General features: G+C 51.5%; 18 protein-coding genes. 8 read left to right on the forward strand and 10 right to left on the reverse strand.

Features of this window, described 5'->3' with window-relative positions; genetic code table 11:
* The first annotated feature begins 3 nt into the window (after nucleotides 1-3).
* On the forward strand, nucleotides 4-252 hold the full coding sequence (locus HV229_RS18100; protein WP_016152175.1) for a DUF1158 domain-containing protein: 249 nt from the start codon (nucleotides 4-6) through the stop codon (nucleotides 250-252).
* Nucleotides 253-273: 21 nt separating this feature from the next.
* Here the strand turns inward: HV229_RS18100 and HV229_RS18105 are convergent, their stop codons facing one another.
* Together HV229_RS18105 and HV229_RS18110 are read right to left on the reverse strand one after the other, a co-directional pair.
* On the reverse strand, nucleotides 274-615 hold the full coding sequence (locus HV229_RS18105; RefSeq protein WP_003021996.1) for a RamA family antibiotic efflux transcriptional regulator: 342 nt from the start codon (nucleotides 613-615) through the stop codon (nucleotides 274-276).
* A 17-nt stretch (nucleotides 616-632) separates the two neighbouring features.
* Nucleotides 633-1,745 carry an MBL fold metallo-hydrolase gene (locus HV229_RS18110; RefSeq protein WP_016152174.1) on the reverse strand — a complete coding sequence of 371 codons (1,113 nt, stop codon included), beginning with the start codon at nucleotides 1,743-1,745 and terminating at the stop codon, nucleotides 633-635.
* Between the two features lie 189 nt (nucleotides 1,746-1,934).
* Here HV229_RS18110 and HV229_RS18115 point away from each other — a divergent pair, with 189 nt between their 5' ends.
* From HV229_RS18115 to HV229_RS18130, 4 genes are all read left to right on the forward strand, one after another.
* On the forward strand, nucleotides 1,935-2,516 hold the full coding sequence (locus HV229_RS18115; protein WP_016152173.1) for a TetR/AcrR family transcriptional regulator: 582 nt from the start codon (nucleotides 1,935-1,937) through the stop codon (nucleotides 2,514-2,516).
* Nucleotides 2,516-2,884, forward strand: coding sequence for an MmcQ/YjbR family DNA-binding protein (locus tag HV229_RS18120; RefSeq protein WP_016152172.1), 369 nt, complete (start codon nucleotides 2,516-2,518; stop codon nucleotides 2,882-2,884). Before HV229_RS18115 ends, HV229_RS18120 begins: the two co-directional genes overlap by 1 nt.
* A gap of 119 nt (nucleotides 2,885-3,003) precedes the next feature.
* Nucleotides 3,004-3,657, forward strand: a complete 654-nt coding sequence (nfsB, locus tag HV229_RS18125; RefSeq protein ID WP_016152171.1) for an oxygen-insensitive NAD(P)H nitroreductase — start codon at nucleotides 3,004-3,006, stop codon at nucleotides 3,655-3,657.
* 64 nt (nucleotides 3,658-3,721) lie between these two features.
* Entirely contained in the window at nucleotides 3,722-4,966 is a 1,245-nt protein-coding gene (locus HV229_RS18130; RefSeq protein WP_016152170.1) for a mechanosensitive ion channel family protein, read from the forward strand.
* A 3-nt stretch (nucleotides 4,967-4,969) separates the two neighbouring features.
* Here the strand turns inward: HV229_RS18130 and HV229_RS18135 are convergent, their stop codons facing one another.
* The 5 genes from HV229_RS18135 to pheP all read right to left on the reverse strand — a co-directional run bounded on the left by HV229_RS18135 (nucleotide 4,970) and on the right by pheP (nucleotide 11,021).
* Nucleotides 4,970-5,950, reverse strand: coding sequence for a LacI family DNA-binding transcriptional regulator (locus tag HV229_RS18135; RefSeq protein ID WP_016152169.1), 981 nt, complete (start codon nucleotides 5,948-5,950; stop codon nucleotides 4,970-4,972).
* Between the two features lie 77 nt (nucleotides 5,951-6,027).
* Complete coding sequence (locus HV229_RS18140; RefSeq protein WP_181546081.1) at nucleotides 6,028-7,179, reverse strand: Gfo/Idh/MocA family oxidoreductase; 1,152 nt, start codon at nucleotides 7,177-7,179, stop codon at nucleotides 6,028-6,030.
* Nucleotides 7,176-8,204 (reverse strand): sugar phosphate isomerase/epimerase family protein, encoded by a 1,029-nt coding sequence (locus tag HV229_RS18145; protein ID WP_181546083.1) that lies wholly within the window; start codon nucleotides 8,202-8,204, stop codon nucleotides 7,176-7,178. The genes HV229_RS18140 and HV229_RS18145 overlap by 4 nt, the downstream gene beginning before the upstream one ends.
* Nucleotides 8,205-8,219: 15 nt before the next feature.
* A complete protein-coding gene (locus tag HV229_RS18150) occupies nucleotides 8,220-9,461 on the reverse strand; it encodes an MFS transporter (RefSeq protein ID WP_016155933.1) in 1,242 nt (413 codons plus the stop codon).
* Nucleotides 9,462-9,626: 165 nt separating this feature from the next.
* Nucleotides 9,627-11,021, reverse strand: a complete 1,395-nt coding sequence (pheP, locus tag HV229_RS18155; protein ID WP_032931079.1) for a phenylalanine transporter — start codon at nucleotides 11,019-11,021, stop codon at nucleotides 9,627-9,629.
* Nucleotides 11,022-11,267: 246 nt separating this feature from the next.
* On the opposite strand from pheP, the gene HV229_RS18160 reads away from it, so the two are divergent.
* From HV229_RS18160 to HV229_RS18170, 3 genes are all read left to right on the forward strand, one after another.
* Nucleotides 11,268-12,443 carry a DnaJ family molecular chaperone gene (locus tag HV229_RS18160; protein ID WP_016152164.1) on the forward strand — a complete coding sequence of 392 codons (1,176 nt, stop codon included), beginning with the start codon at nucleotides 11,268-11,270 and terminating at the stop codon, nucleotides 12,441-12,443.
* A 618-nt stretch (nucleotides 12,444-13,061) separates the two neighbouring features.
* On the forward strand, nucleotides 13,062-13,640 hold the full coding sequence (locus HV229_RS18165) for a LuxR C-terminal-related transcriptional regulator (RefSeq protein ID WP_094760887.1): 579 nt from the start codon (nucleotides 13,062-13,064) through the stop codon (nucleotides 13,638-13,640).
* A 196-nt stretch (nucleotides 13,641-13,836) separates the two neighbouring features.
* A complete protein-coding gene (locus tag HV229_RS18170) occupies nucleotides 13,837-23,169 on the forward strand; it encodes an autotransporter outer membrane beta-barrel domain-containing protein (RefSeq protein ID WP_181546085.1) in 9,333 nt (3,110 codons plus the stop codon).
* Nucleotides 23,170-23,358: 189 nt separating this feature from the next.
* On the opposite strand, the gene HV229_RS18175 is transcribed toward HV229_RS18170, so the two are convergent.
* The 3 genes from HV229_RS18175 to HV229_RS18185 form a co-directional block, all read right to left on the reverse strand.
* The gene (locus HV229_RS18175) at nucleotides 23,359-24,126 is read right to left on the reverse strand and encodes an EAL domain-containing protein (RefSeq protein ID WP_049271336.1); all 768 of its coding nucleotides are present in this window, start codon (nucleotides 24,124-24,126) and stop codon (nucleotides 23,359-23,361) included.
* Between the two features lie 101 nt (nucleotides 24,127-24,227).
* The gene (locus tag HV229_RS18180) at nucleotides 24,228-24,815 is read right to left on the reverse strand and encodes a helix-turn-helix transcriptional regulator (RefSeq protein ID WP_046275132.1); all 588 of its coding nucleotides are present in this window, start codon (nucleotides 24,813-24,815) and stop codon (nucleotides 24,228-24,230) included.
* A 24-nt stretch (nucleotides 24,816-24,839) separates the two neighbouring features.
* Entirely contained in the window at nucleotides 24,840-25,526 is a 687-nt protein-coding gene (locus HV229_RS18185; RefSeq protein WP_016152158.1) for a PilZ domain-containing protein, read from the reverse strand.
* Nucleotides 25,527-25,539: the final 13 nt, after the last annotated feature.

The raw sequence follows: 25,539 nt of genomic DNA on the forward strand, positions 1-25,539 counted from the left end.
ACAATGAAACACCCGCTTGAATCACTGATGACCGCCGCAGGGATCCTGCTGCTGGCTTTTTTGTCTTGCCTGCTGCTGCCCGCCCCCTCACTGGGCATTGTGCTGGCGCAAAAACTCGTCGCCACCTTTCATCTAATGGATCTCAACCAATTTTATACTTTGCTGTTTTGTCTGTGGTTTTTACTGCTGGGGGTGATTGAATATTTTGTACTGCGTTTTATCTGGCGGCGCTGGTTCTCGCTGGCGGATTAGACCCGCGAGAACCCTTTGCCGTTAATGCGTTCGGCTATGATTTTCTTTGCGATACGCGCCCGGCGGCTGGCTGAACGTACGGGTGAAAATTCGCGTAAAGGTCTGCTGCGAATCGAATCCGTATTTCAAACAGATGTCATACACTTTCTGGTCGGTATCGCGTAGATCGCGCGCCGCCAGTAGCAGCTTACGCTCGCGGATGTAGCGCCCGAGGCTTTCACCTTTGTACTGCATAAAAAGACGCTGCAGGTGCCATTTGGAATATCCCGCATGGCGTGCAATATCATCAATGCGCAATGGCTGATTCAAATTATCATCAATCCATTCAACAATCGTATCAATGACCTGAGCAGAAATCGTCATCATGCTCTCCCCTGTATTCATTGAGTCGCCTGTTGCCACCAGGCCGTAAACGGTTGGTCCGGTTCGGACAGAATTACCGGTTCACCCAGCATTGGCGTCAGTAGTCGGTAATCCTGACGACGGCTGGCAAGCGCCAGTCGTTTGTAGGGATCATCCCAGGTATGTTTCGCCAGAACGAAACGGCCGGCATGCCCTGGCAACACGGCTTTCGCATGCAGATCGGCCGCGGCCTGCGCCGTCTCTTCTGGCATCATGTGAATAAACTTCCAGTCCTGGTCATATTGACCGTTCTCCATAATCGCCAAATCAACCGAGCCAAACTGCTCACCGATGGCTTTAAAATGCGGTCCATAGCCGGAATCTCCGCTGTAATAAACGTTCTGCTCCGGCGTTTCGAACATAAAGCTCGCCCATAGCGTCTGGTTGCGCTTGATACCGCGCCCCGAAAAATGACGAGCAGGCAGCACATGAACGATCAGCGAATCCGTCACTCTGACGGACTGATTCCAGTCCCGCTCTTCGATTATCTCGCTGCGCATCCCCCAGTAACGCAGATGCGACCCTACGCCGAGCGGCGTAATCACTCGCTTAATTTTCGGCATTAACGCCTTGATAGTGGCGAGATCCAGATGGTCATAGTGATCGTGCGAGATAATGAGCAGATCGATCTCCGGCATCGTCTGCGCAGTCCACGGATAATCCCCGGCAAAGGCTTTGTTCAGGAATGAAAACGGTGCGGCATAATTGCTAAATACCGGATCAATCAGGATACGTTGACCCGCCAGCTGCAAATACCATGAGGAGTGGCCCAGCCAGACCAGAGTATCCTGCTGTGGCGAAAGTCCGGCGAGATCGGTTGCCACCAGCGGTAACGGCTGCGCCGGGCGCGCATTATCACGCTTAGCGACCAGAAATTCCCACCAGGCCGCCAGCATGCCTTTGTTGCCGGTATAGCCCGGTGTCGGCACCTGGTTATGAAACTGTCCATCACGATAGTGAGGTGACTGTTCAACCAAACTCAGTTGTGCCCCTTGCGGAGCCTGACCAAACCCGGCATTGAGTACAAACGGTAAACTTGCAGCTGCGGCAATTAGCATAATAACAACCACACAAACTGTGAGACGCTTCATATCCTGACCTTAAACGCGCCCCTTTCCGCTGGTTTGCGCGACTGACTCTTGATTATGAGTGAGTAAGCACTCATTATAGAAATCGAAAGTTCGCCGTCAAGATGATTTTCAATCTTTGACATTCGCCGTTGCGGTGCTGCAAAGGCCGTGATTCAATCATGTTTTTTACAGACTTAAGGGTAAAGTGTAGTGGCTCGTCCGAAGAGTGAAGACAAAAAACTGGCATTACTGGAAGCTGCAACCACAGCATTTGCACAATCAGGCATTGCGGCATCTACCGCCGTGATAGCCCGCAATGCAGGGGTTGCGGAGGGGACGTTGTTTCGCTATTTCGCAACCAAAGATGATTTGATCAACGAGCTTTACCTCTTTTTGAAGCAAGACCTTTGTCAGTCGATGATGGCAAATTTGGATCGATCGGTGACCGATGCCAAAACCATGACTCACTATATCTGGAACAGCTACATTAGCTGGGGCCTGAACCATACCTGCGGGCATCGCACGATTCGCCAGTTGGCCGTCAGCGAGAAAATCAGCAAAGAAACGGAACAGCAGGCTGACGATATGTTCCCGGAACTGCGCGATCTTTGTCATCGCTCCGTACGACCTGAGTTTATGTCTGACGAGTATCGCGCCTTTGGCGACGCGCTGTTTCTTTCTCTGGCAGAGACCACCATGGAGTTCGCCGCCCGCGACGCGGCTCGCGCAAAAGAATATATTTCGATGGGATTTGAGGCGATGTGGCGCGCACTCACCCGTGAGGAAAAATAATGGACGGCCAGACCTTACATGCCTGTGCAAAGCGCCTTGCGCTTGAACTGCCTTTTACCGAGCACTGCTGGCCATTCGGCCCGGAATACGATGTCTTCAAAGTCGGCGGCAAAATTTTTATGCTGGTCTCAGAGCTTCGCGGACGCCCGCTGGTTAACCTGAAAGCCGATCCGCAAAAGTCACTGTTAAATCAGCAGATCTACCCCAGCATTGAACCCGGCTATCACATGAATAAAAAGCACTGGATATCGGTCTACCCAGGCGACGACATTACCGAGTCATTACTGACGGAGTTGGTAAATGATTCATGGCATCGCGTCGTAGACGGCCTGGCGAAGCGGGATCAAAAACGCCTGCGTCCAGGTTGATTTATCGTTAACTCCGATAAGTGTTTTTGCATTTTCCTGTCTTATCTTTTTCTTGCTAACCCTGTACCCTGCTGAAACAAAACGCACCCGCAGGGTATGAAAAATCACCAGGAGTAGTTATGGATATTGTTTCTGTCGCCTTAAAACGTTACTCCACTAAGGCATTCGATCCGAATAAAAAACTGACCGCTGAGCAGGCCGAAAAATTAAAAACGCTGCTGCAGTTTAGTCCGTCCAGCACCAACTCTCAGCCGTGGCACTTTATCGTTGCCAGCACTGACGAAGGTAAAGCGCGCGTGGCGAAATCCGCAGCCGGCGGCTTTGTATTCAACGAACGTAAAATGCTGGATGCTTCCCACGTCGTGGTGTTCTGCGCCAAAACGGCGATGGACGATGCCTGGCTGGAGCGCGTGGTCGATCAAGAAGAGCGCGATGGCCGTTTCGCCACCCCTGAAGCCAAAGCCGCAAACCACAAAGGCCGTACCTTCTTTGCCGACATGCATCGCAAAGAGCTGAAAGATGACAACCACTGGATGGCAAAACAGGTGTATCTGAACGTCGGTAACTTCCTGCTGGGCGTGGCGGCGATGGGTCTGGATGCGGTGCCGATCGAAGGTTTCGATGCGGCGGTCATGGATGCAGAATTTGGCCTGAAAGAAAAAGGGTTCACCAGCGTAGTTGTGGTCCCGGTGGGTCATCACAGCGTAGAAGATTTCAACGCCGCGCTGCCAAAATCTCGTCTGCCGCTGGAAACAACACTGACGGAAGTTTAATCCCCGCATTTGCATAAGCTCTACACAGCGGTCATCATAGACCGCTGTTTATTAAGGAGACGTTATGCAGGAATTGATATCTCAGGTAGAAGAACTCGGCATTGAAATAAATCACACCACCTCACTGGTGATGATTTTTGGCATTATTTTTATCACCGCCATTATTGTTCACGTTATTTTGCACTGGGTGGTATTACGCGCATTTGAAAAGCGCGCCAACGCCAGCTCCCGCCTGTGGCTACAAATCATCACGCAGAACAAGTTATTTCATCGGCTGGCATTCACCCTGCAGGGTATCATTGTCAATATACAGGCCGCACTCTGGTTACAGAAAGGCAGTGAAGCAGCAGAAATATTAGTAACCTGCGCACAGCTGTGGATCATGATGTACGCCCTGTTGTCCTTGTTTTCCCTGCTGGACGTCATTCTCAATCTGTCGCAAAAATTCCCTGCCGCATCGCAATTGCCGCTAAAAGGCATATTTCAGGGCATCAAGCTCATCAGCGCTATTGTCGTCGGAATATTGATGATTTCCCTGCTGATTGGTCAGTCACCGGCAATATTGATAAGCGGTCTGGGTGCCATGGCCGCCGTGTTAATGCTGGTGTTTAAAGATCCGATCCTCGGGCTGGTGGCCGGAATACAGCTTTCAGCCAACGATATGTTGAAGTTGGGTGACTGGCTGGAAATGCCTAAATACGGCGCAGATGGCGCGGTGATTGATATTGGCTTAACCACCGTAAAAGTGCGCAACTGGGATAACACCATCACCACTATCCCAACCTGGTCACTGGTATCGGACTCTTTTAAAAACTGGAGTGGGATGTCGGCTTCCGGTGGGCGACGCATTAAACGCAGCATCAGCATTGATGCTACCAGCATTCATTTTCTTGATGAGGATGAGCGTCAGCGGCTGCATAAAGCGCACCTGCTGAAACCGTATTTGACCACGCGCCATCAGGAAATTGACGAGTGGAATCAGCAGTTAGATGCGCCTGAATCGGTATTAAACCACCGTCGAATGACGAATATTGGCACCTTCCGCGCCTATCTGAACGAATATTTGCGTCATCATCCGCGGATTCGCAAAGATATGACGTTAATGGTGCGCCAGCTTGCGCCAGACGATCACGGCTTACCGATCGAAATTTATGCCTTTACTAATACGGTGGTCTGGCTGGAATATGAAAGTATTCAGGCTGATATTTTCGACCATATATTCGCCGTGATCGAAGAATTTGGCTTGCGCATTCATCAATCACCCACCGGAAATGATATTCGCGCACTGTCAGGCGCATTTCAACGCTAACGCTCAGGTACTGGCGCGTGAAATATAGCGCCAGTCCATCATCACCCTTTCCGTCTGCGCGTCAGGATTTTCTATTTTATTCAGCAGCAATCCTACCGCTTTGCGGCCTATATCCCGCGAGGGCTGCTCAATGGTCGAAAGCTGTGGGGAAACCATTTCTGCCAGTTCCGTACCGTCGAAGCCCACGACGGCGATATCCTGCGGGATCTGTAATCCGGCATTGAGAATAGCACGCATCGCGCCAGCGGCCAGCGTGTCCGATACGGCAAACACCGCGTCGGGTTTCACCTCTGCGGCAAGCAATGTTTTCATCGCCGCAATTCCTGCGCTGGAACTTAATTCGCTGGCGTATTCTACGGCCTGATACTCAAGCGACAGCGCATGCAGCGCCGCTTTATAGCCACGTTCACGCAACCGGGCGTATTTATAACTCAGATCATGATTGATTAGCGCAATGCGTCGATAGCCCTTTTCCACCAGGTGAGATATTACCGACTGCGCAGCGTCAACATCGTTAATCCCTACGCAGGAAACCGCGCCTTTATCAGCATATTCCGCACACTGAACCCAGGGAGCGTCGCCAATCAGCGTGGTCAGTTCCGGTAATTTTGAGAATGCATCCATGGTGATAATGCCATCAACGATTTTCCCAGACAGCAGCTTTAGCGCCGATTTTGAGCGGGCGGTATCCGAGCCGGAATTACACAGCAAAATGCGATAGCCATTCTTTTCCGCCTCTTCTTCAATGCCTTTAACAACCTCTGCACAAAAAGGGTTGGCAATGTTGGAAACCATCACCAGAATCATCGAACTGCGTGCCGTACGCAGCTGACGAGCCAGCAGGTTGGGCTGATAATTGCTTTCTTTAATAGCCTGTAGCACGCGCTCGCGATTTTTGGCTTTGACGGTATCACTGTGATTCAGCACACGCGATACCGTCGCCACCGACACACCGGCAAGCTGGGCGATTTTTTGAATAGACATAACGACGACAAGTCCTGCGGTTTAGGCTTTACGTTGAGGCTACCATAAAATCACTGCCCGGCGAACCGGGTGCGTGTTTAGCGCTGCACTGATACCCAGCGCTGCTGCTGATGGCTTTTTATAATCGCATCAATGATATACATCACATCCGCACCATCAGAAAATGACGCAAATCGACGCTCCGCCGTCGCGGGCATTTTGCCTGCCTGCACCGCCTGATAGAACTGCTGCATCATATTCTTGAACGCATCCGGCCAGCCCTCAATATGCCCACCCGGAAAGTGCGCACTGGCAGCAACATCCGCATTCATCAATCCAGGGTCATCGGTCAGGATCTGGTTCGCCTGCTGACGGTGCCCGACCCAAAGCTGTTGCGGCGTTTCCTGATCCCAGTGCAGTGAACTCTGGCTACCGTTAATTTCAAAGCTCAGGTGATTCTTGCGCCCGGCACTCACCTGTGAAACGCTAAAGCAGCCTTTGCTACCATCGTCAAAACGTACCAGCACCGATCCACAATCTTCCGTCGTCACCGCTTTATCCTCAAATTGCAGGTCAGTCATTTGCTGGCCAAACGTAGCGTTACCGGCGATGCTGGCTTTTCGTACCGGCCAGACGATAGCCAGATCGGCCATCACCTCGACAATACGTTTTCCAGTGACGAATTGCACCGTGTCACACCAGTGGGAACCGATATCCGCAACCGCCCGTGAGTTGCCGCCTTGTTTGGCATCGACCCGCCAGTTGTAGTCAGTTTCCAGCAGCATCCAGTCCTGCAAATAGCTCCCCTGGACGGCAAACAGACGCCCCACGCTACCGCGCCTGACCATGCTGGCAGCCTGTTGTACCATCGCAAACTGACGATAGACAAAGCTCACGCCGTGTACCACTCCTACCTGCTCCGCCAGCGTTTCCAGTTCACGAGCCTCATCAGGCGTCATACACAGCGGCTTTTCAGAAAACACGTGCAGACCCGCGCGTAAAATCTGCCGATTGATGTCGGCATGCAGATGATTCGGTGTACAGTTATGCACCACCTGCAGTCCGGGATGCGCCAGCAGCGCCTCAACGCTGCCGTACGCCTGAGGAATATGGAGAGCATCTGCACGTTCCTGGGCAACCGCCAGCGAGCTATCACAGAGCGCCACCACGTTCACACCGCCGAGTCGACGCAACGCCTCGATATGTGCAGGCCCAATAAAACCGCTGCCAATAATGCCAACCTGTATCATTTGCGTACCTCATCGCCAGCGGCGAAATCATCAAATGCGCGTGAAGAAACCGGAATAATGTGGCGGCGTATAAAATCGCTCCCCTCACGCGCCCCGGTTTGCGCGTCTTTCAGGCAACACTCCCATTCCAGTACCGCCCAGCCAGGGAAATCATATTGTGTGAGCTTGCTGAAGATGGTTTTGAAATCAACCTGCCCGTCCCCCAGGGAACGGAAACGCCCAGCGCGATCGAGCCACGGCTGATAACCGCCATAGACACCACTGCGGCTACTGGCGTGGTACTCAGCGTCCTTGACGTGAAACGCTTTAATGCGCGAGTGGTAAACATCGATAAACCCAAGGTAATCCATCTGCTGCAATAACAGATGGCTCGGGTCATAGAGAATGTTGCAGCGAGGATGATGATTAACCAGCGCCAGAAAGCGCTCGAACGTTACGCCATCGTGCAGGTCTTCACCGGGATGGATCTCAAAGCAAACATCCACCCCATGATGATCAAAGCGATCGAGAATGGGCCTCCAGCGGCGCGCCAGCTCCAGAAAAGCCTCTTCAAAGCGCTGACGGTTATGCGGTGGCCACGGATAAAAGAAGGGCCAGGCGAGCGAACCTGAAAACGTGGCATGCGCCGTCAGCCCCAGCCTTTGCGAAGCCGCAGCGGCCTGGTGGAGGGTTTCGATGGCCCACGCCTGCCTGGCTTGCGGATTAGCGCGTACAGATAGCGGAGCAAATCCGTCAAAAGCGTCATCGTAAGCCGGATGGACGGCAACCAGTTGGCCTTCAAGATGGGTAGATAGTTCGCTAATCACCAGCCCATGCCCGGCCAGCATCCCACGAATATCATCACAATAGGCCTGACTTCTGGCTGCTTGTTCGACATCAAACAAAGACTTGTGATTACACGGGATTTGTAATGCCTTATAGCCCAGCTCCGCCGCCCATTTTGCCACGCCTTCCAGGGTGTTAAATGGGGGGCGATCCCCGATAAATTGCGCCAGAAAAATGCCAGGCCCCTTGATGGTTTTCATAACCCCTCCTGAAAATTACGCCTGCTCTTTGTCGTCATACTTGAAAGAGAAAAGGAAAATCACGGCAATCACTGCGGCAGCCACTGCCGGGATCCACCAGAATGTGGTCCACGCCTGAGGCACCGTTTGCCCCGCCACCAGACGGTTGTAAAGTGCGCCTGAAATTTGCGAACCAAGCAGCATACCGATCCCATAGGTAAACATAACGATCATGCTTTGCGCCTGGCCTTTTACTTTCTCCCCGGCAATACGATCGGTGTAAATAAAGCCGACCACGAAGAAGAAGTCGTAGCACACGCCGTGCAGCAGAATGCCGAGATACAGCAGGAATCGGCCCTCTTCGCTGATGCCGAGGGCAAAGAATGCGTAGCGCACAAACCAGGCGCACATCCCGATTAACAACATGTATTTCACGCCCAGACGCCTGAACAGGAACGGGATCACCAGCATGAAGAAAATTTCAGACATCTGACCAAACGACATCGCCGTACTGACATCGCCAACGCCCGCATCAGCCAGAAACGACGCGGTATATGCGTAATAGGTTCCCAACGGTACAGAAATAAGCGTCGCGCAGAGCGAGAAGACAAAAAAGTGACGAACCTTGAGTAAGGCGAAAGCATCCGCACAAAACAGATCGCGCACTTTTACCGGCAGTCCTTTCGCCGGTGCGGGCGTGTTGGGCAACGTCAGGCTGTAGAGCGCCAGAATCACAGAAATAACCGCCGCCAGCGTAAAGATGCCGGTAGTATCCGAGATTCCGGTTACGCCGATAAAAATCCCCGCGACAATCCAGCCAATGGTGCCAAACACCCGCACCACCGGGAAAGTTTTGTCTTTATCCGACAGGCTATGAAAAGCAATGTTGTTGGTAAGCGCCAGCGTTGGCATGTAGCACAACGTGTAGCCAAACAGCAGACCAATCAACAGCGCACCGTTTTGCGCCACCAATGCCTGCGGAACAAACCAGAGGATCGCCGCGCCTGCAAGGTGCATCACCGCCATCACCTTTTGCGAGGCAAAGAAGCGGTCTACCAGCATCCCTAAGACGAACGGCGACAGAATAGAGGCAATGGGCCCGGCTGAAAACGCATCGCCAATCAGCAGCGACATGTTGTGCTGGCTCATCACCAGCCCCAGCGTGACGGACCAACTTCCCCAGATAAAGAACTGTAAGAACATCATTAGCGACAGCCGGGGTACCAGCAGCCGGTACTGTACGTTCTGTTTTCCACTACTTTCGGTTGTTGACACCATTTTTTGCCTCACCTTTAAAAAGTAATCGATTACAAAATAGATTCAATAGAAAAGTAATCGATTACAAAATAAAGATCCTGCCAGCAAAGGCAAAATTGCGAGAGCGGTCACGATAAACATTGAGAGAAGATCCGATCCCATCCTGACGATGGGATCGGTAGAAACTTAGCGGGACTTACGACACAGCAGTTTGAAGGCAACGAACAGGAACAGGATCCACACCGGCAGGAGGATAGCTGACAGGCGCATATCGTCCATCGTACACATCAGCACCAGAATCATGCCAAGGAAAGCAATACACAGGTAGTTCCCTGCCGGGTACAGCAGCGCTTTGAACTGCGTGTCACGTCCCTTACGACGCATCGCCGCCCGGAATCGCAGATGGGCCAGGCAGATCATAATCCAGTTCAACAGCAGCGTCGCCACAACCAGCGCCATCAGCAGGCTAAAGGCCTTTTGTGGCAGGACATAGTTGATCAGTACGACCAGAGACGTAATAGCACCGGAGAGGATCAGTGAATTCACCGGTACGCCGCGACGGCTGACGCGGGTTAAGAACTTCGGCGCGTTCCCCTGGACAGAGAGACCAAACAGCATACGGCTGTTAGAGTAGACGCCACTGTTATACACCGACAGCGAAGCCACCAGAATGACAAAGTTCAGCGCTGAAGCCACCACGTTGCTATCAAGATTATGGAAGATCATCACAAACGGGCTGCTGTTGGATTTCACTTCCACCCACGGGTACAGCGCCAGCAGCACCACCAGAGAACCGATGTAAAACAGCAGAATACGGTACACCACCTGGTTTACCGCCTTTGGAATGCTTTTCTGCGGATCCTGCGCTTCTGCGGCAGTAATCCCGATAAGCTCAAGTCCGCCAAAGGAGAACATAATCACCGCCAGCGACAGGATCAACCCATTCCAGCCGGTGGCAAAAAAGCCGTTGTAACGCCACAGGTTATCAATGCTGGCATGTTCCCCGCCGTGACCGGAAAACAGCATCCACACGCCAAAACCAATCATGCCGATAATGGCCAGCACTTTAATCAGCGCAAACCAGAATTCCGTTTCGCCATACAGACGTACGTTGACCAGGTTAACCGCGTTGATGATCACGAAGAATGCCGCGGCCCAAATCCAGGTCGGGACATCGGGCAGCCAGTACTGCATGTAGATCCCAGCCGCGGTCAGTTCCGCCATGCCAACCAGCACAAACATCACCCAGTAGTTCCAGCCGGACAGAAAACCCGCGAACGGTCCCCAGTATTTATAGGCAAAATGGGCAAACGATCCGGAAACGGGTTCTTCCACCACCATTTCGCCCAGTTGACGCATAATCAAAAAAGCGATGATCCCGGCAACGCCGTAACCCAGTAACACCGCAGGTCCCGCCATCTGAATAGCCGGGCCAATGCCCAAAAACAGGCCGGTACCAATTGCGCCGCCCAGCGCAATTAATTGAATATGGCGGTTTTGCAACCCCCGCTGAAGCGTCGGCTCATTCGTTGACGCGGCATCAGACACGCTGGTGTCAGATGCAGTTGACGCGTTTTTCACGCCCTTCCCCTGTGTCGTTTTTATTGAAGGGGCTTCTTTTAACATTTCAACCTGGTTGTCGCAAGGCGCAATAAGGACCCGCTGTGCCCGTGGCATTGCGTTTGTTCATAATTACAGTGAATTATTCTGGACGAAAAGGCATCGCAGGCCACAGAATGCGCTTTACTGTTTTTCTAACATTTTCAAACGGGTGAACCCGCTGTGTTTCAGCCACTCGTTTTTGAGCCAGGCCAGGCAACGACTGTCATGAATAAGATCATCAAACGACTGGAAATCGTCAAAAGCGCTATTGAACTGGAAGATGAGGAGATTATTTTCCAGCAGGTAGATCATCTGAAAAATGAGCCTATGTCAGTCTTGCCAGGCGCCATCGTTCAGGCGCTCGAAGCACGGCGCTTTAGTGATGCCCTACGTGAAATCACGGCCTGGCTGCAATCTCAACGGGCAGTCTCAACGTGGCAGGATCCTGCCATTGCCGCCAGTAAACTGGAACTAAAAGCGCTCGAAACACAGTTGCGTGACCTGATCGATAAGCGCAACACGCGCATTCAAATCCTCGATGATTTCAACGATCTGTATCATCTTCGCCTTGGGCCGCTGATGAGCCGGATCCTCGAGTTGCGTAAACAGCTCGCCGCCAGCGCCCAGCGCAAACAGGAAGCGGAGCGAAAACGCCGGGAACAAGACTATCAATCCTGCCAGCACTATATTTCCCAGGCCGTTGATCAACTGGCCAGGCTTAAGCAGCTCTGGATGAACCAGAATTCAGATTCGCGCGAATCGGTGGAAACACGTCAACGAATTCAGCAACAAACGGAGCTTATTACCGCCCTGCTGGCGGAGATTCGTGAGCTGGAAAACGACTTTTCTCGCCAGGACGACAGCGCAGCCCGTCAGGCACAGGAAGAAGCCAGCCATGAATATGATGAATATCAGGAGCAGCAGCAGGATGCGCAACATCGTTTTAGCCGGGACCAACGACTTTCTTCTGAAGAGCGTAATGAGTTAAAACGCCTGTGGCGTCAGGCCAGCCGTCTTTGTCATCCGGACGTGGTGGCAGACGATCTGAAAGAGAAAGCGCATCAGATGATGGTGCAGCTTAACCAGGCGCGCCAGAATGCCGACCTTGCTGCCGTTCGGGCGCTACTGACTCAATTGCAAAGCGGCCTCGAACCGATGATGGCGAGTGACCGATTGAACGATCTGCAGCATTTACGCAGCAAAATACAGCAGCTCAGAGAACAAATTAACGCACTGCTCAAAGAGATTACCGAACTGGAAGCTGAGAACGCCTGGCGCCTTGCCACCTCCGTGACGGATAAAGAGGCTTACTTCTCCGATCAACAACGGGCGCTTACTGAAATCCGCAATACGCTGGAACAACAGGTGCAACAGGTTGAGCAGGAGCTGTTGGCGGGCTAAGCGCTATCAGCGATAGCGAGCAGAAAATATAACATCTTCAAGCGAGATTTGAAGATTAAGCACCAAATGATAAAAATAGCGCAAAATTCTTATTTATTAAGATAAGTCAGAATTATCAACTTAAATACTCGAGTTTTAGGTCGATAACTGCAAATAAGACAATATTTCTCTCTCCCACCGCTCTCCCTCTCTCTTTATCCTGGCCTTGATTAAGAATTCTCCTACCTGCCAATAGTCCCATTAAGAAGAATGGTTATCTGTTTGAAATATAAGATTTTTCATATAAATCCCCTCCAGTATAAATAGGAATACCCTGTCTTTATAGAAATGGCTGAAACATTATTCGCGTGATCCATAAGCGAAATCTATCAATCATTTACTCAGAGCTGAAATAAACGATTTATCTTAAATTTTAACAAAGTGTAATATCTACTTTAAGAATAGTTAATGATTCAAATTAATACAGAAAATATCTTTTGAATTTGCAATAAATAAGGATGCGTTCACACCAAAGAACGTCATACGAGATTTAATTAACATTTCATGCGTCGCAAGAAACTCTTTTTTTAGACTAAAAAAAGAGGCGACCGCCTGCACCAAAATTTCAAGGAGATCGTTATGTCTAAGGCTATTTTTTTGGGTGAATCAATTTATCCCTGGCTAGGCATGCGTGAAATCCTACGTGGTTCATCATTATATATTGATATCGCGTACTACTCCTCTCAGACGCTTTCTGCCGTCAACATAATCCCTTATGAAATGGATTGCATCATTATTAATCCTGACAACTCAGATTTTTTAAAATATGCCAGGATTATCCGCAACATGGCTTTACGCCCTGCCACAAAAATTATTGTTTTGGCAGATGAAGCTACTTTTTCTATTTTTCAAACCGTTTGCGGGAAAAACATGCTGTTCCTCGATCAAGACGCCAGCCTTGATCGGTTACTGCTTGCCGTGACGCGCATATCACAAAACAAAAAACCACGTAGTATCAAAGAAATAAATAACAAAATCACAGCAAACGAATTTAACGTAATGATGATGCTTGCCCGGGGTTGGTCATTGACTCAAATCGCTGGAGCATCACAAAAAAGTGAAAAAACCATCGGGGCGTACAAAAGCAACATTGCCAGAAAACTCGGGAAAAATAACACCCGGCTCAAGTACACCATTTCTCACTATAGCCAGCCGTAACTGACTTATTTAAGGACAATTATCACGGTTATTATTTAAAAGATTTTCTTTCGGCTCACTTTTTAATTCCGCATCGCACGGAAGGGAATCCTATTTCCAAAAATCTATTACCGGGTAGCACATCCGCGTGCCAACCATAGCCAACAACTCAATGTATTAACAATACACATAACAGGAATGTAGACGAGGGTTATATATGAACAAAGTTTACAGCATTATTTGGAACGCGGCGCTCGGTATCTGGGTGGTCGTTTCCGAATTAACCAAAGGAAAGAAAAAAAGCAGCTCGCGTAAAACTGTAGCCGTACTCGCGGCCGGCGCATTAAGCGCCGCTTCAATGCAAGCTTCAGCAACTCCGATTATCGATATCGGTGGACATAATATTTTCACCGACTACCAGACAGGTATTTCTGTTGGGGATTATGAGGGTGTCCACGACTACGGATTCTTATATGAAGATATCACTGCTGGTGAGGCGCTCAATATCAGCGGCGCGATCCCAACCATCAGTCCGGGTCAAAGTGGCGTTGTTGAATCAACGACCATCAGAGAGCTACTGCAAACCGGCAAAATCACCCTGCAGGCCACCAGCGCTGCCCAGGGCGTAAAAACGATTACTACTGCCGAGGAACTGGCGGAATACCTGACTTATAACCAATCATCAACGCCTTCGCAGAGCACAGAATTTGAGATTAACGACCCGGCGTTCCCCGGCGAAAAAACAACCATTAAAGTCTTTGATACCAATGCGTTAAGTAACTTTCTTACCGAATCACAGATTGGCGATTCGGCATTAAACACTTACGATCCGACGCAGTCTAAAATCTACAAACAATTTGGCATCGCGCTGGCGACAAACGGCTCCACGGCCAATCTGAATATTGGCGACGACACGCTCAATGTACGCGCCAAAGCCAATACCATCGAATTACTGGCCAAAGACTCCTCCTTACTGGAGGCTCAGGACGCGGGTAGCCAGGTTTACTGGCAATCCGATAACTTTATAAAATTTAACGCCGCCCCGGTTATTCCTGAAAAAACCTTCGCCGGCTCAGCGCAAACCTCCGTGTTTGGCGATGATGTCACGCTCATGACCTACGGCTATGATACGGACGGCAAAGTCGTCGAAACGGGTGAGCGCACATTTAACATCACCAACACGCAGGAGTTGGCCGAATTTAACGACTGGCTGTTGGGCAATAGCAGCGACGCGGCGGAAAACCCGGAAGGCGAAAAAGTCAGCCAAATCCAACTGTGGCTGGAAGCGAATGAAGTCACTACCGTCACCGCAGCACAAACGAAGTATGCCGAGCTGATTGATGGTCTGATCAATTCCAGCAAGCCCTCAGACGTGCTCAGTTGGGATTACGACGTCTGGACAGACGGCTTATCGCATGCCAATAACGCGACCGCTGACCGCGGTGAGCTGCATGCTATTTACGCCAACGGCGCAGGCACCTCCGGCACCCTGAACAAAGATGCGATTCTTGCCGTTGACGGCAGTATTAATGGCGTCATGAAAGCCGTTGATAGCGGGGTTATCACAAACTTTGGCGAACTGAACGCATTACGAACGTCTACCGGGCAGAGCCTGGCGATTGGCATGCTGGCAAAAGACGCGACGGCAACCAACAACGGGATGATCAACTCCGGGCTGTTTATCGATAAAGACGGCAACCAAAACGTCAACAGCTATGGCGCATTTGGTATGCAAGGTCAAGGCACCAGCCAGATCGCTAACAACGGCATCATCAACCAGGCGATCACCACCGATAACTTTGGTACCGCTTCGGCAGCCGATCCCTGGAGCAAAAACGTCCCCGCTTCTTCGCTGACGCTGGCGATTGGTATGCAATTGTCTGACGATGCACAAGGGGTCAACAACGGCGATATTAACGTCGTAGACGGACGTAAAAGCGGTACATCCTTTGCCAGCGGCACCGCTTATGGCGTAGAAGTCGCCGGGAATGCCACCTTTACCAACGCTCAGAATGCCTCTATTTATCTTGGTCGCGACGCAAGCGATCCGTCTAAAGATGTCACCATGGCAGGCGGTTCCAGCCTGAGCGCCGGTATTATGATCAAGAGCACCAAAGAGGTGATTAACAACGGTCTTATCACGCTGGGAACCGGCGTCCGTAACGCCGCGGGGATTTTGGTCGGAAATGCCACGGGCAACGTCCTCAATACCGGCAATATCGTGATCAATGGCGGTTCTAAAGGGGGCAGCAGTAAAAACTACGGCATCTCCGTACACGACAGCGGCGCAGAAAATAATCAGGAAATCCGTAACGACGGCAAGATTAACGTGAATGGCACCAACAACGTAGGGATCCACGTTAGCGCCAATAACAAAAATGCCGAAGTCACCACCAGCGCTGCAGGCGCTATCGTGGTGGACGGTGAAGGCGGCGTCGGTAACCGTAACTACGCCATCTGGGCGGAAGGTGGCGCCAACGGTCAGGCAGTGGTCAACGTCTACTCTAATATTACGCTGGATAAAGCCGGTAACATCGGCGTCCACGTGCGTGATAACGCCATCGCTAACGTTGACAGCTTAAGTAGCCCCTCATTTAACAGCACCGATCAGATTGGTTATTACCTGTATGGTAAGGGCGCTACCGCCAATATTGGTCAGGCGGTGATGAATGACAACGGTCAGGATCGCACCACCATTTTCCGTATCGCCAATGGCGCATTGCTGGCCGGTAATACCACTAACCCGAAAGATCAGTCCACCTCCAACCTGGATTTGACTCTCAGCGGTAACAATTCCGTGGGCGTTCTCGCCACTGGCGCAGGCAGTAGCGTAGATACCGGTGAAGCAACGTTTACCGTTAAGGGCACTGACTCTGCGGCGCTGGTTATCGAAGGCGGCGCGAAAGGGACCATCAGCGATAAAACCACCATCAATTTAACCGGTGAAAGAACCGTTGCCGGGGTTGTGGATGGTCAGGCGCATCAGTTGAATGGTAATACGCAGGGCAATGCCACGAGCACGACCCTGACCTCAAACGCGAAGATCACCTCTGAAGCCAGCGGCAACAAGGTAATCGCCTATGTGGCGAGGAATCTGGGCAACCTGATCCTCGATACCAAATCGATTATTGATCTGGCCAGCGTCGACAGCATCGGTGTCGATGTTCAAAAAGGCGGTAGCTTAACCAATAACTCCTCCCTCGCCCTGCATGTCAGCAACGGTATCGGCGTACGCGCCTCAGGCTCCAGCGCGCAGATTAATAAGCTGGGCAAAATTCAGGTTGATGATGGCACCGCTGGCGTTCTGTTGACCCAAGGGGCAAGCCTGCTGATTAACGGCATGACTGGCGACAGCATTACCACCGATGGCTCCGCGGACGGTATTCGCCTGGCCGAAGGCGCTGGCGCTCTGGCCGCGCAAAGCGTGATGATCCGCGCTGATGGTACCGGTGCCGGTATTCAAAACGATGCCAACAACACCAATATCACGCTGCGTGATGTCACCATCGACTCCAACGATGGCCCAGGGATCCGCACCAGCGTGGCGCTGACCATGAACGATGGGCTGAACAACATCCTCAACGTCAACGGTAAAGGTACCGGCTTCGCCTTTGAACAACGTAATGGCGACGCGGTGACGGGTAATCTAACCATCGGCAAAGGCTATACCATTGAGGTACTCAACAGCGAAGGCAGCGGTATTCGCGCCAATACGGACGGTCGTATCACCACCAATGCCGACATCAACGTGCATGACAGCGCAGGTGGTTCTGCAATCATCGCGAAAAATGTTAGCGCATTGACCAACAGCGGCAAGATTATCTCTGCCAGTACCACCTCACCGGTAATAGACGCCAGCGGCGACAGCAGTAAAGCCATCACCAACACGGGAACCCTGCAGGCCATCAACGACTCGGCCGTGGCAGTTCAGTCTGGTAAAGGCAATGACACCATCGATATCAGCGGCGGTGTGACCAGCGGCGTAATCAACACCGGCGAAGGTACAGATACCTTCAACTGGCGTAGCGGCTCTTATGCTGGCGAAGTGAATTTCGCAGGTACTGGCGGTAACAATAAAGCCAATATCGGCAATGTGACGCTGGATAAAACGCGCCACATCCTTACCGCAGCGGGTACGGGCAACGCCCTCACCTTCACTGATACAAAAGATGCGAAGATTGGTACGCTGGCTAGCGACAACCTGAATACCGGTACCAACATTGGCACCGGCTGGGATTCACTGACCATCAGCGGGTCAAATGCAGATGTACGCATCGTTGAAAACCTGAATCTGGCGAGCGAAACCCTTGCTGTAAACAATGGCGCCACGCTGCGTACCGGCGACCACGTCGAGCCAACCAGCACTGCCGCAAGCATTGGCGATTACAATGTCACCACCCAGGGCGCAGACAGCAAAGTTATCTTCGATACTCAGGGAGATACCTCAGCAGCACAGATCTATCGCGGGATCATCAGCGGCGACGGGAAATTTGAACGTGCGGCGGGCGGCACCACGGTGTTTACCGCTAACAACAGCTACACCGGCTCTACCACCATTGATCAAACCGGTACGCTGCAATTAGGTGACGGTGGAAATGAAGGCGAAGTGAGCGCCGTCTCTGACATCATCGACAACGGCGTATTGGCGATTAATCGCGCCAACACCGTGCTGCTCAACGGTGTGATCTCCGGTATCGGTGCGCTACAGCAAATCGGCGGCGGCATTACCCGTCTGAACGGCAACAATACCTATACCGGTAACACCACCGTTACTAACGGCACGCTGCTGGTGAATGGCGATCAAAGCGCGGCGCGCGGCGTCACCACCATCAGCGGTACGTCCACACTTGGCGGTAAGGGCATTATCGGCGGCAACGTGCTGATGAACGATGCCACAACCATCAGTGCCGGTGACGGCGGTGCGGGTACGCTATCTGTTAACGGTAATCTGCAGCTTGGCAGCAAAACGACCTCCGCTTTCGAACTGGGGCAGGCCTTTACGCCAGGCGGTGCGCTAAACGATCTGGTGAACGTGGCAGGCGATCTGCAACTGGACGGGACCCTGGATGTTACCACGTCGCAAGGCGGTAACTTCGGACCGGGCGTGTACCGTATCTATAATTACGGCGGTACGCTGGATAACCAGACGCTGGAGCTGGGCGCAATACCGGACAGTCAGGATAAGAGCAATATTTTTGTCCAGACCTCTATCGACAAACAGGTCAACCTGGTGAACGCCAACGGCGTTACCCTGCAGTTCTGGGACGGGGCGACGGTAAGTCAGAGCCACGGCGCGTCGGGCATTGAGGGCGACAGCAAAATTGATGGTGGCGATGGCAAATGGATGGCGATCGGCAGTCAGGGTGATAACAACTGGACCACGGCAACGGGCGAAGGTAACGCACCTTGGGCGCAGAAGTCCTTTGCCGTCTTCACCACCAAAGGTGGCACCGTTACCGTGGATAACGCCGCAGGAGAAGTTAACTTCTCCGGGGCACAGTTTGACGCCGATGGCTATGTCGTTAAAGGCGACGCACTTAACGCTTATGCCACCACGGAAAACGCGACCCACGCCGGCCAGACGCCGGGAACCGGTGAACTGCTGCTGCGCGTTGGCGCAGGTGGCGCGGGGCAAAACTATACCGCGACCATTGAGTCCGTCATCCGCGAAGCCAGCACGACTGACAAGCTGACGCTGGTGAAAACCGACCTTGGCCGTCTGATCCTCAGCGGTGATAACGCGTATCGCGGCGGCACACGCATTGATGGCGGTACGTTGCAGATTTCCGCCGACAGCAACCTCGGTCAGAGCGGAACCGACCTGGCTATCAACAACGGCTCCACGCTGCAGATGGGCGCGGACCTAACCAGCAATCGCACCATTGCGCTGGGCGCGAATGATAACGCGGCGGTGTTTGACCTCAATTCACATGATTTCACGCCAACAGGTGAGATTACCGGCGACGGTAAACTGAAAGTCACCAGCAGCTCAAGCGATGCGGGCAGTACTCTGTCGCTCAATCGCGCGAACAGCTATAAAGGCGACACAGAAATTGCCGGTACCGGAAATGCCAACAATGTGACGGTCAACGTCAGCAAAACCGGGGCCTTTGGTAGCAATGAAAGCAGCACCGTGAACGTCAATAACGGGGCAACGCTCAATGTCAGCGGAACAGAGACCAGCCTGAAATCCCTGACCATGAACATTGCCGACAGTCTGTTAACGCTGGCGGATAACGTCACCGCCGCGAGCGCAAAACTGAACCTGACGGGCACAGCGAAAGCGCTGTTAACCGATAACGCCACCGCGGGCGAGGCGACGGTTAACGTGTCAAAAGACAGTACGTTGGCGCTGGAAGAAAACGCCAGCGGTGGTACTGCTAGCGTGAATAACAGCGGACTGATGACCTTTGCGGACCAGGCGTTAGCAGAGAATACCGTCGTTAAAAACCTGGCGGGCGGCAAGGTCGATATCAGCGCAGTCGACAGCGCAACATCTATCGGCTCGTTGTCCGGCGCGGGGAATGTCGAACTGGGCAATAAAGAATTGTCACTGGGTAATCTGCACCTTGATGACACCATCAGCGGCATTATCAGCGGCAACGACGGCAGCCTGGTGAAAATCGGTGACGGCACGTTAACGCTGACCGGCGATAACACCTGGACCGGCACCACGGACGTCAATGAAGGCGTACTGCTGGTCAACGGTAATCAGTCTGCCGCGACCGGTCAGGTGACGGTGAAATCTGGGGCAACGCTCGGCGGGAACGGTATTATCGGCGGCGCGGTTGATGTACTGGATGACGGCCATATTACCGCGGGTGCGGCTATCAACAGCGTGGGTAAACTGACTACCGGTTCACTGACGCTCAGCGATAACGCACAGCTTGATTACCAGTTTGGTCAAGCCTATACCCCAGGCGGAGCCTTCAATGACCTGATAGATGTGAATGGCGATCTGACGCTCGATGGTAAGCTCAATATCCAGACCTCTCCAGGCGGAAGCTTTGACGTTGGTGTTTACCGCGTCATCAACTACACCGGCACACTATCCAACAATGTGATGGACATTGCCGACGCGCCGGAAGCTGCGGACAGCCTGTACGTACAAACCTCGGTTAAAAACCAGGTTAACCTGGTCAACCATGCCGGGCTGACGCTGCGCTTCTGGGACGGCACCGGCGGTGAGAATGGCGAGCTGAAAAACAACGGCGTCATCAACGGCGGCGACGGTATCTGGCAATCCAGCCAGGGTAATGACAACTGGACAACGGATGAATCAACGCCAGAAGGCGCGCTGAATGCACCGTTTACCGATGCTGCGTTCGCCGTCTTCCAGGGGGAAGCGGGCAACGTAACCGTCGATAACAGCAAAGGCGACGTCATCATCAGTGGCGCACAGTTCGCCACCGATGGTTATCGCGTGGGCGGGGAAGCCATTACCACCGATACGGCTAATACGCTGATTCGCGTCGGCGATGGCACAGTAGACGGCGCTAACTACACCGCGACTATCGACAGCGTGATCCGCGGCACTGGCGGCTTGAATAAAGGCGACCTCGGTACGCTCATCCTCACTGGCGACAATACTTACAGCGGTGGAACCACCATCACCTCAGGTACGCTGCAGGTGGCGGGTGATACCAACCTTGGCGCACCAGAGACGGGAATTACCTTTAATGGTGGTACGCTGAAATATGGTGAAGCGTTTGATACCGCTCGTCAGGTGACTCTGGAATCCGGCGGCGGGACATTCGACACCAACGGACATAACGTTTCTCTGCTGACGGAAGTCGAAGGTAACGGTCAGTTGACCAAAACCGGTAAAGGCTCCCTCACCCTGACGCTGGATAACACCTACACCGGTGGCACCACCATCGAGCAAGGCGTTCTACAGCTGGGTAACGGCGGTGATATCGGCAGCATTCAGGGGGATATCGTTGATAACGGCGTACTCAACGTCAATCGTGGCGATACCCTGGCGCTGACCGGTAATATCAGCGGCGAAGGCCAGCTGCATCAAACCGGCAGCGGTGTTACGGAGTTGCATGGTGAAAACAGCTACAGCGGCGCAACGCTGATTGCCAACGGTGTACTGCAGGCGGGTAATACCAACACTCTGAGTAGCGCATCACACCACTACGTTGTCGCTGACACTACCCTCAACACGCAAGGTTACAACCAGACGGTAGCGGGACTGAGCAACGGCGGCGATGTTTCACTCATCGGCCAGCAGACTGGCACAACGTTAACCGTCAAAGGGGATTACACCGGCGAAAAAGGGACTATCAACATGGCGGCCACACAAAATGGCAGCGGCGCAGGCATTGCCGACCGTCTGATTATCGATGGCGGTAAAGCCAGCGGTAGTACGCTATTGGATGTCGATGGTTCTGGTCTCGGCGCACCAACTATTGGTGATGGTATCGAAGTGGTAACCGCGCTCAATGGCGCAACCACTACGGCACAAACGTCACGAGACGCCTTCCATCTTGCCGCCGATCGTATGGCAGCAGGCGCATTTGAGTATCAACTGCATGCGGGTAACGCTCAGGGTCAGGGTGAAAACTGGTATCTGAGAAGCGAATATCGTCCAGAAACTATGCTGTATTCTGGTCTCGCCAGCGTCGTTCGTCAGGGCGACATCAGCCTGTTAGGCAACATGCACCAGCGTATGGGTGACGAGGTTAAACCAGGTATTGATGAAGACAATCGCGCCTGGGCAAGAATGATTGGCTACTCCGGTAAAACCAAACTGGATGATGCGGCTGGAACGCAAACCAGCTCCCACACCATGGGGATTCAGGTTGGCGTCGATATGTATGCCAACGAAAGCTGGAAAGCCGGGATGTATACCAGCATTCTTGATATCGACAGCAACGTGAAAGGCACGAAGACAGGCAGCGACGGCAAAGGCGGCAACATCGACGACAACGCGTTTTATGTCGGCGGCTACGCCACCTGGTTCTCAGGCGACGGGATGTATGTTGATAACGTCCTGCAATACGGTAACCATAAATCCCGCCTGGCGGCGACCGGTAACAACGGCTCGTATACCGTCAGAGGCAACACGCTGACGGCGTCAACAGAAGTGGGTAAATCGTTCCGTTTAGGCGCCAGCGCATGGAGTCTGGAACCTCAGGCTCAGCTGATCTATCAATACAGCGACTTTGATAACGGGCGGCTTGATGGTGTGACCCAAACGAAAGTGAAAATGGATACCGCGGATTCCTTTACCGCCCGTCTGGGCGTGCGTCTGGTCGCTGACTATGACACCAACCATGGCAAATTCCAGCCTTACGGCAGGGTCAACGTCTGGCAGGGTCTGGGTTCAAAAGACAAAACGCACTTTAGCAATGCGGTAGCCACCACCACGCTTGAGTCTTCACAACAGTACTCCAGCACTGAAGTTGCAGCCGGTCTGTCATGGTCTATCGACAGAAACCTGCAGGTCTACGGAGAGTTGGGTACGCAATTTAGCAACGGTGGCAGTAAGTCGCAGGTTGAAGCGCCGGTTAATGCATCAATTGGCTTTAAGAAATCGTTCTAAGCTGACATAAACTCGCTAGCCCTCTGTTTAACAGGGGGCTTTTTTTTTGCCTGTCACGGATACAAAGCAACCTGATGCGCTTAACGTATCAGGCCTACGGACTTATTTTATAGGCAGGAAAAGCGCGGGAGCGGCCCTCTGGCAACGCGAAACAAACGAGGTTCAGGGGAACAACAGAGAGGGAGAAGATTAAGGATTATACTGCGTCAGGAGTAACGGGATATCTTCTGCTAACACTGGGGGAGAAATGAAAAAGCCTTGAATTTTGTCACAACCAATCTGCATCAGCCGGTCCAGTTCGGACTGGGTTTCCACCCCTTCAGCAAGAACTTCAATACCAAAATTGTGCGCCAGTGAAATTATACCCTCAACAATCTTTGTTGAGCGGGTATCGGGTTCAATGCCGGCGATAAATTCCTTATCAATTTTTAAGGTATCAAAAGGATATTTCAACAGATAGTTAAGATTGGCGTGGCCGGTTCCAAAATCATCAAGGGCAATTTTGACCCCTATCGCCTTCAGCTCCGTCATATTTTTAGCCGCGACCTGACTGTCGCACAGCGGCGACGTTTCCGTGACCTCTATCTGGCATCGATGGGGCGGGAGACCACATACAGTAAGATTTTTTCTGACGCGTTGGGGTAACAGCGGATCGCAGAATTCAAGCGCGGAAATATTGACGGACAATACAAGGGGCTCTGGCCAACGGGTTGCCACATCCCAGGGAGTGTGGGTAACCATATCTTCAATTGACATGATATTGCCGCTGTCTTCCAGCAAGGTAATAAAAACATCGGGAGAGATCATCCCCATCTGGGGGCTATTCCAACGCATTAATGCTTCAAACCCGCTAATACGCTGATTACGCAAATTAAAAATTGGTTGATAAACCATATAAAGCTGACTGGTATTCAATGCCTTTTCAAGCGCGGTTAACACCTCACTAGAATTAAACATTCCTCTCTCCCTCAACAAATCATAAAAATTAAAAACCAGTCAATATCACTCCCGAATTGTATCTACTATTAGGTGTGTTACATCAGAATAGAATGGCCAGGTTAGGGTAAAAAAGACATACGATGGGTAAATCTGACAATTAATTTATTTAATTCCGAGGTATTGGTCAGTCCCAGCTTGGTGACGACCCTCATTTTATGCGCCTGGATAGTTTTATAATTCAGGCTGACTAACTCTGAAATTTCTCTGGCGGTATATCCGTTTACCAATAAATTCAGAATCTGCTGCTCTCTCTCGGTTAATCTTTTCTGTGAACGATACAGCCGGGGATTCCATTTCCCGGCCGTTAACGACGCCAGTTGACCGAAATCGCGCAGTGAAGATTTCTCCGTCAAAACTATCGTTTTTTCAACATATAATAACTCTACACATAATTTCGCCACCAAACTATCAGCAATAATTACCACGACATTATTATAAAACTTGAAGCGGTTTTTATTCAAAAACTGCACGATAGCTGAACATGGTTGTTCGTTATCAATGATATTAAAAACCATGGTTTGATGCTGGCATAATGATGACTGATGCAACATATCCTCAAACTGGAATGTTTGTATCGGTACATGTTTGCTTGTCAGGTAGGCGAACAAACCGTTGCCCACAAAATTATCACTGCCACACATCAACATCCTGTTCATCGCTCCTTATCAGCATCAAATCTTGTTACTCATTAAAAATTTAATAATAATCTTCTCGACCTCTGCCTCTTCACGACGATTTTTAAAATCGAACTCACATGAGATCTGATGACAGGCATACAATTGATTATCCTCATCAAATTCATTGATCATGACGACATCGATCACTTTCAAATCCAGCTGTAAACTGCCAAACGTATCAAAATCCAACGCGGCATTTTTAATCACCGCATCTTTATAGAGAAAACGGGAGTTCACATCTTTAACAATTAATGCACAACCGCCCTGCGAGATGTTTTTAATCTTCAGAGAGTAGTTTTCTCCGTTTTTGTAACGACCAAAACAGAAAAAGTCGTAACCCTTCAGGAAGGAAAAACGCTGATTTTGTCGCTGCTGGGCAAAGAAAATCATATCCGGGATGAAGTAGGATAATCCTGCTTGTGCACCTGCTGATAAGGTTTGTTCGAATCTGGCACTAAATTTTACAATCCCACTTTCACTGTGCAGGATAAAGTACTGGACCTTTTCAGGAACAATGTCTTCGTGTCCGGAGATGACAAACCGCTCGAAATCAATCTTCTCTAACTGCGTGATAACACTATGGTTTTCACATAAAACTTCCAGTTTCGTTTTCTTGTGCAACTCTTCACGAAGGGTAGCGATGATTTCAAACTTGTTGTCCTTTGCTAATCCAAAGCTCATTCTAAAACCCTTA

Source organism: Citrobacter sp. RHBSTW-00524 (assembly GCF_013747755.1).
GTDB lineage: Bacteria > Pseudomonadota > Gammaproteobacteria > Enterobacterales > Enterobacteriaceae > Citrobacter > Citrobacter braakii.

What these genes read in the sequence shown, in the direction of transcription:
- HV229_RS18100 (WP_016152175.1), top strand. Translation starts at nt 4, where the DNA reads ATGAAACACCCGCTTGAATCACTGATGACCGCCGCAGGGATCCTGCTG.
- HV229_RS18105 (WP_003021996.1), bottom strand. Translation starts at nt 615, where the DNA reads ATGACGATTTCTGCTCAGGTCATTGATACGATTGTTGAATGGATTGAT.
- HV229_RS18110 (WP_016152174.1), bottom strand. Translation starts at nt 1,745, where the DNA reads ATGAAGCGTCTCACAGTTTGTGTGGTTGTTATTATGCTAATTGCCGCA.
- HV229_RS18120 (WP_016152172.1), top strand. Translation starts at nt 2,516, where the DNA reads ATGGACGGCCAGACCTTACATGCCTGTGCAAAGCGCCTTGCGCTTGAA.
- nfsB (WP_016152171.1), top strand. Translation starts at nt 3,004, where the DNA reads ATGGATATTGTTTCTGTCGCCTTAAAACGTTACTCCACTAAGGCATTC.
- HV229_RS18130 (WP_016152170.1), top strand. Translation starts at nt 3,722, where the DNA reads ATGCAGGAATTGATATCTCAGGTAGAAGAACTCGGCATTGAAATAAAT.
- HV229_RS18135 (WP_016152169.1), bottom strand. Translation starts at nt 5,950, where the DNA reads ATGTCTATTCAAAAAATCGCCCAGCTTGCCGGTGTGTCGGTGGCGACG.
- HV229_RS18140 (WP_181546081.1), bottom strand. Translation starts at nt 7,179, where the DNA reads ATGATACAGGTTGGCATTATTGGCAGCGGTTTTATTGGGCCTGCACAT.
- HV229_RS18145 (WP_181546083.1), bottom strand. Translation starts at nt 8,204, where the DNA reads ATGAAAACCATCAAGGGGCCTGGCATTTTTCTGGCGCAATTTATCGGG.
- HV229_RS18150 (WP_016155933.1), bottom strand. Translation starts at nt 9,461, where the DNA reads ATGGTGTCAACAACCGAAAGTAGTGGAAAACAGAACGTACAGTACCGG.
- HV229_RS18160 (WP_016152164.1), top strand. Translation starts at nt 11,268, where the DNA reads ATGAATAAGATCATCAAACGACTGGAAATCGTCAAAAGCGCTATTGAA.
- HV229_RS18165 (WP_094760887.1), top strand. Translation starts at nt 13,062, where the DNA reads ATGTCTAAGGCTATTTTTTTGGGTGAATCAATTTATCCCTGGCTAGGC.
- HV229_RS18170 (WP_181546085.1), top strand. Translation starts at nt 13,837, where the DNA reads ATGAACAAAGTTTACAGCATTATTTGGAACGCGGCGCTCGGTATCTGG.
- HV229_RS18175 (WP_049271336.1), bottom strand. Translation starts at nt 24,126, where the DNA reads ATGTTTAATTCTAGTGAGGTGTTAACCGCGCTTGAAAAGGCATTGAAT.
- HV229_RS18180 (WP_046275132.1), bottom strand. Translation starts at nt 24,815, where the DNA reads ATGTTGATGTGTGGCAGTGATAATTTTGTGGGCAACGGTTTGTTCGCC.
- HV229_RS18185 (WP_016152158.1), bottom strand. Translation starts at nt 25,526, where the DNA reads ATGAGCTTTGGATTAGCAAAGGACAACAAGTTTGAAATCATCGCTACC.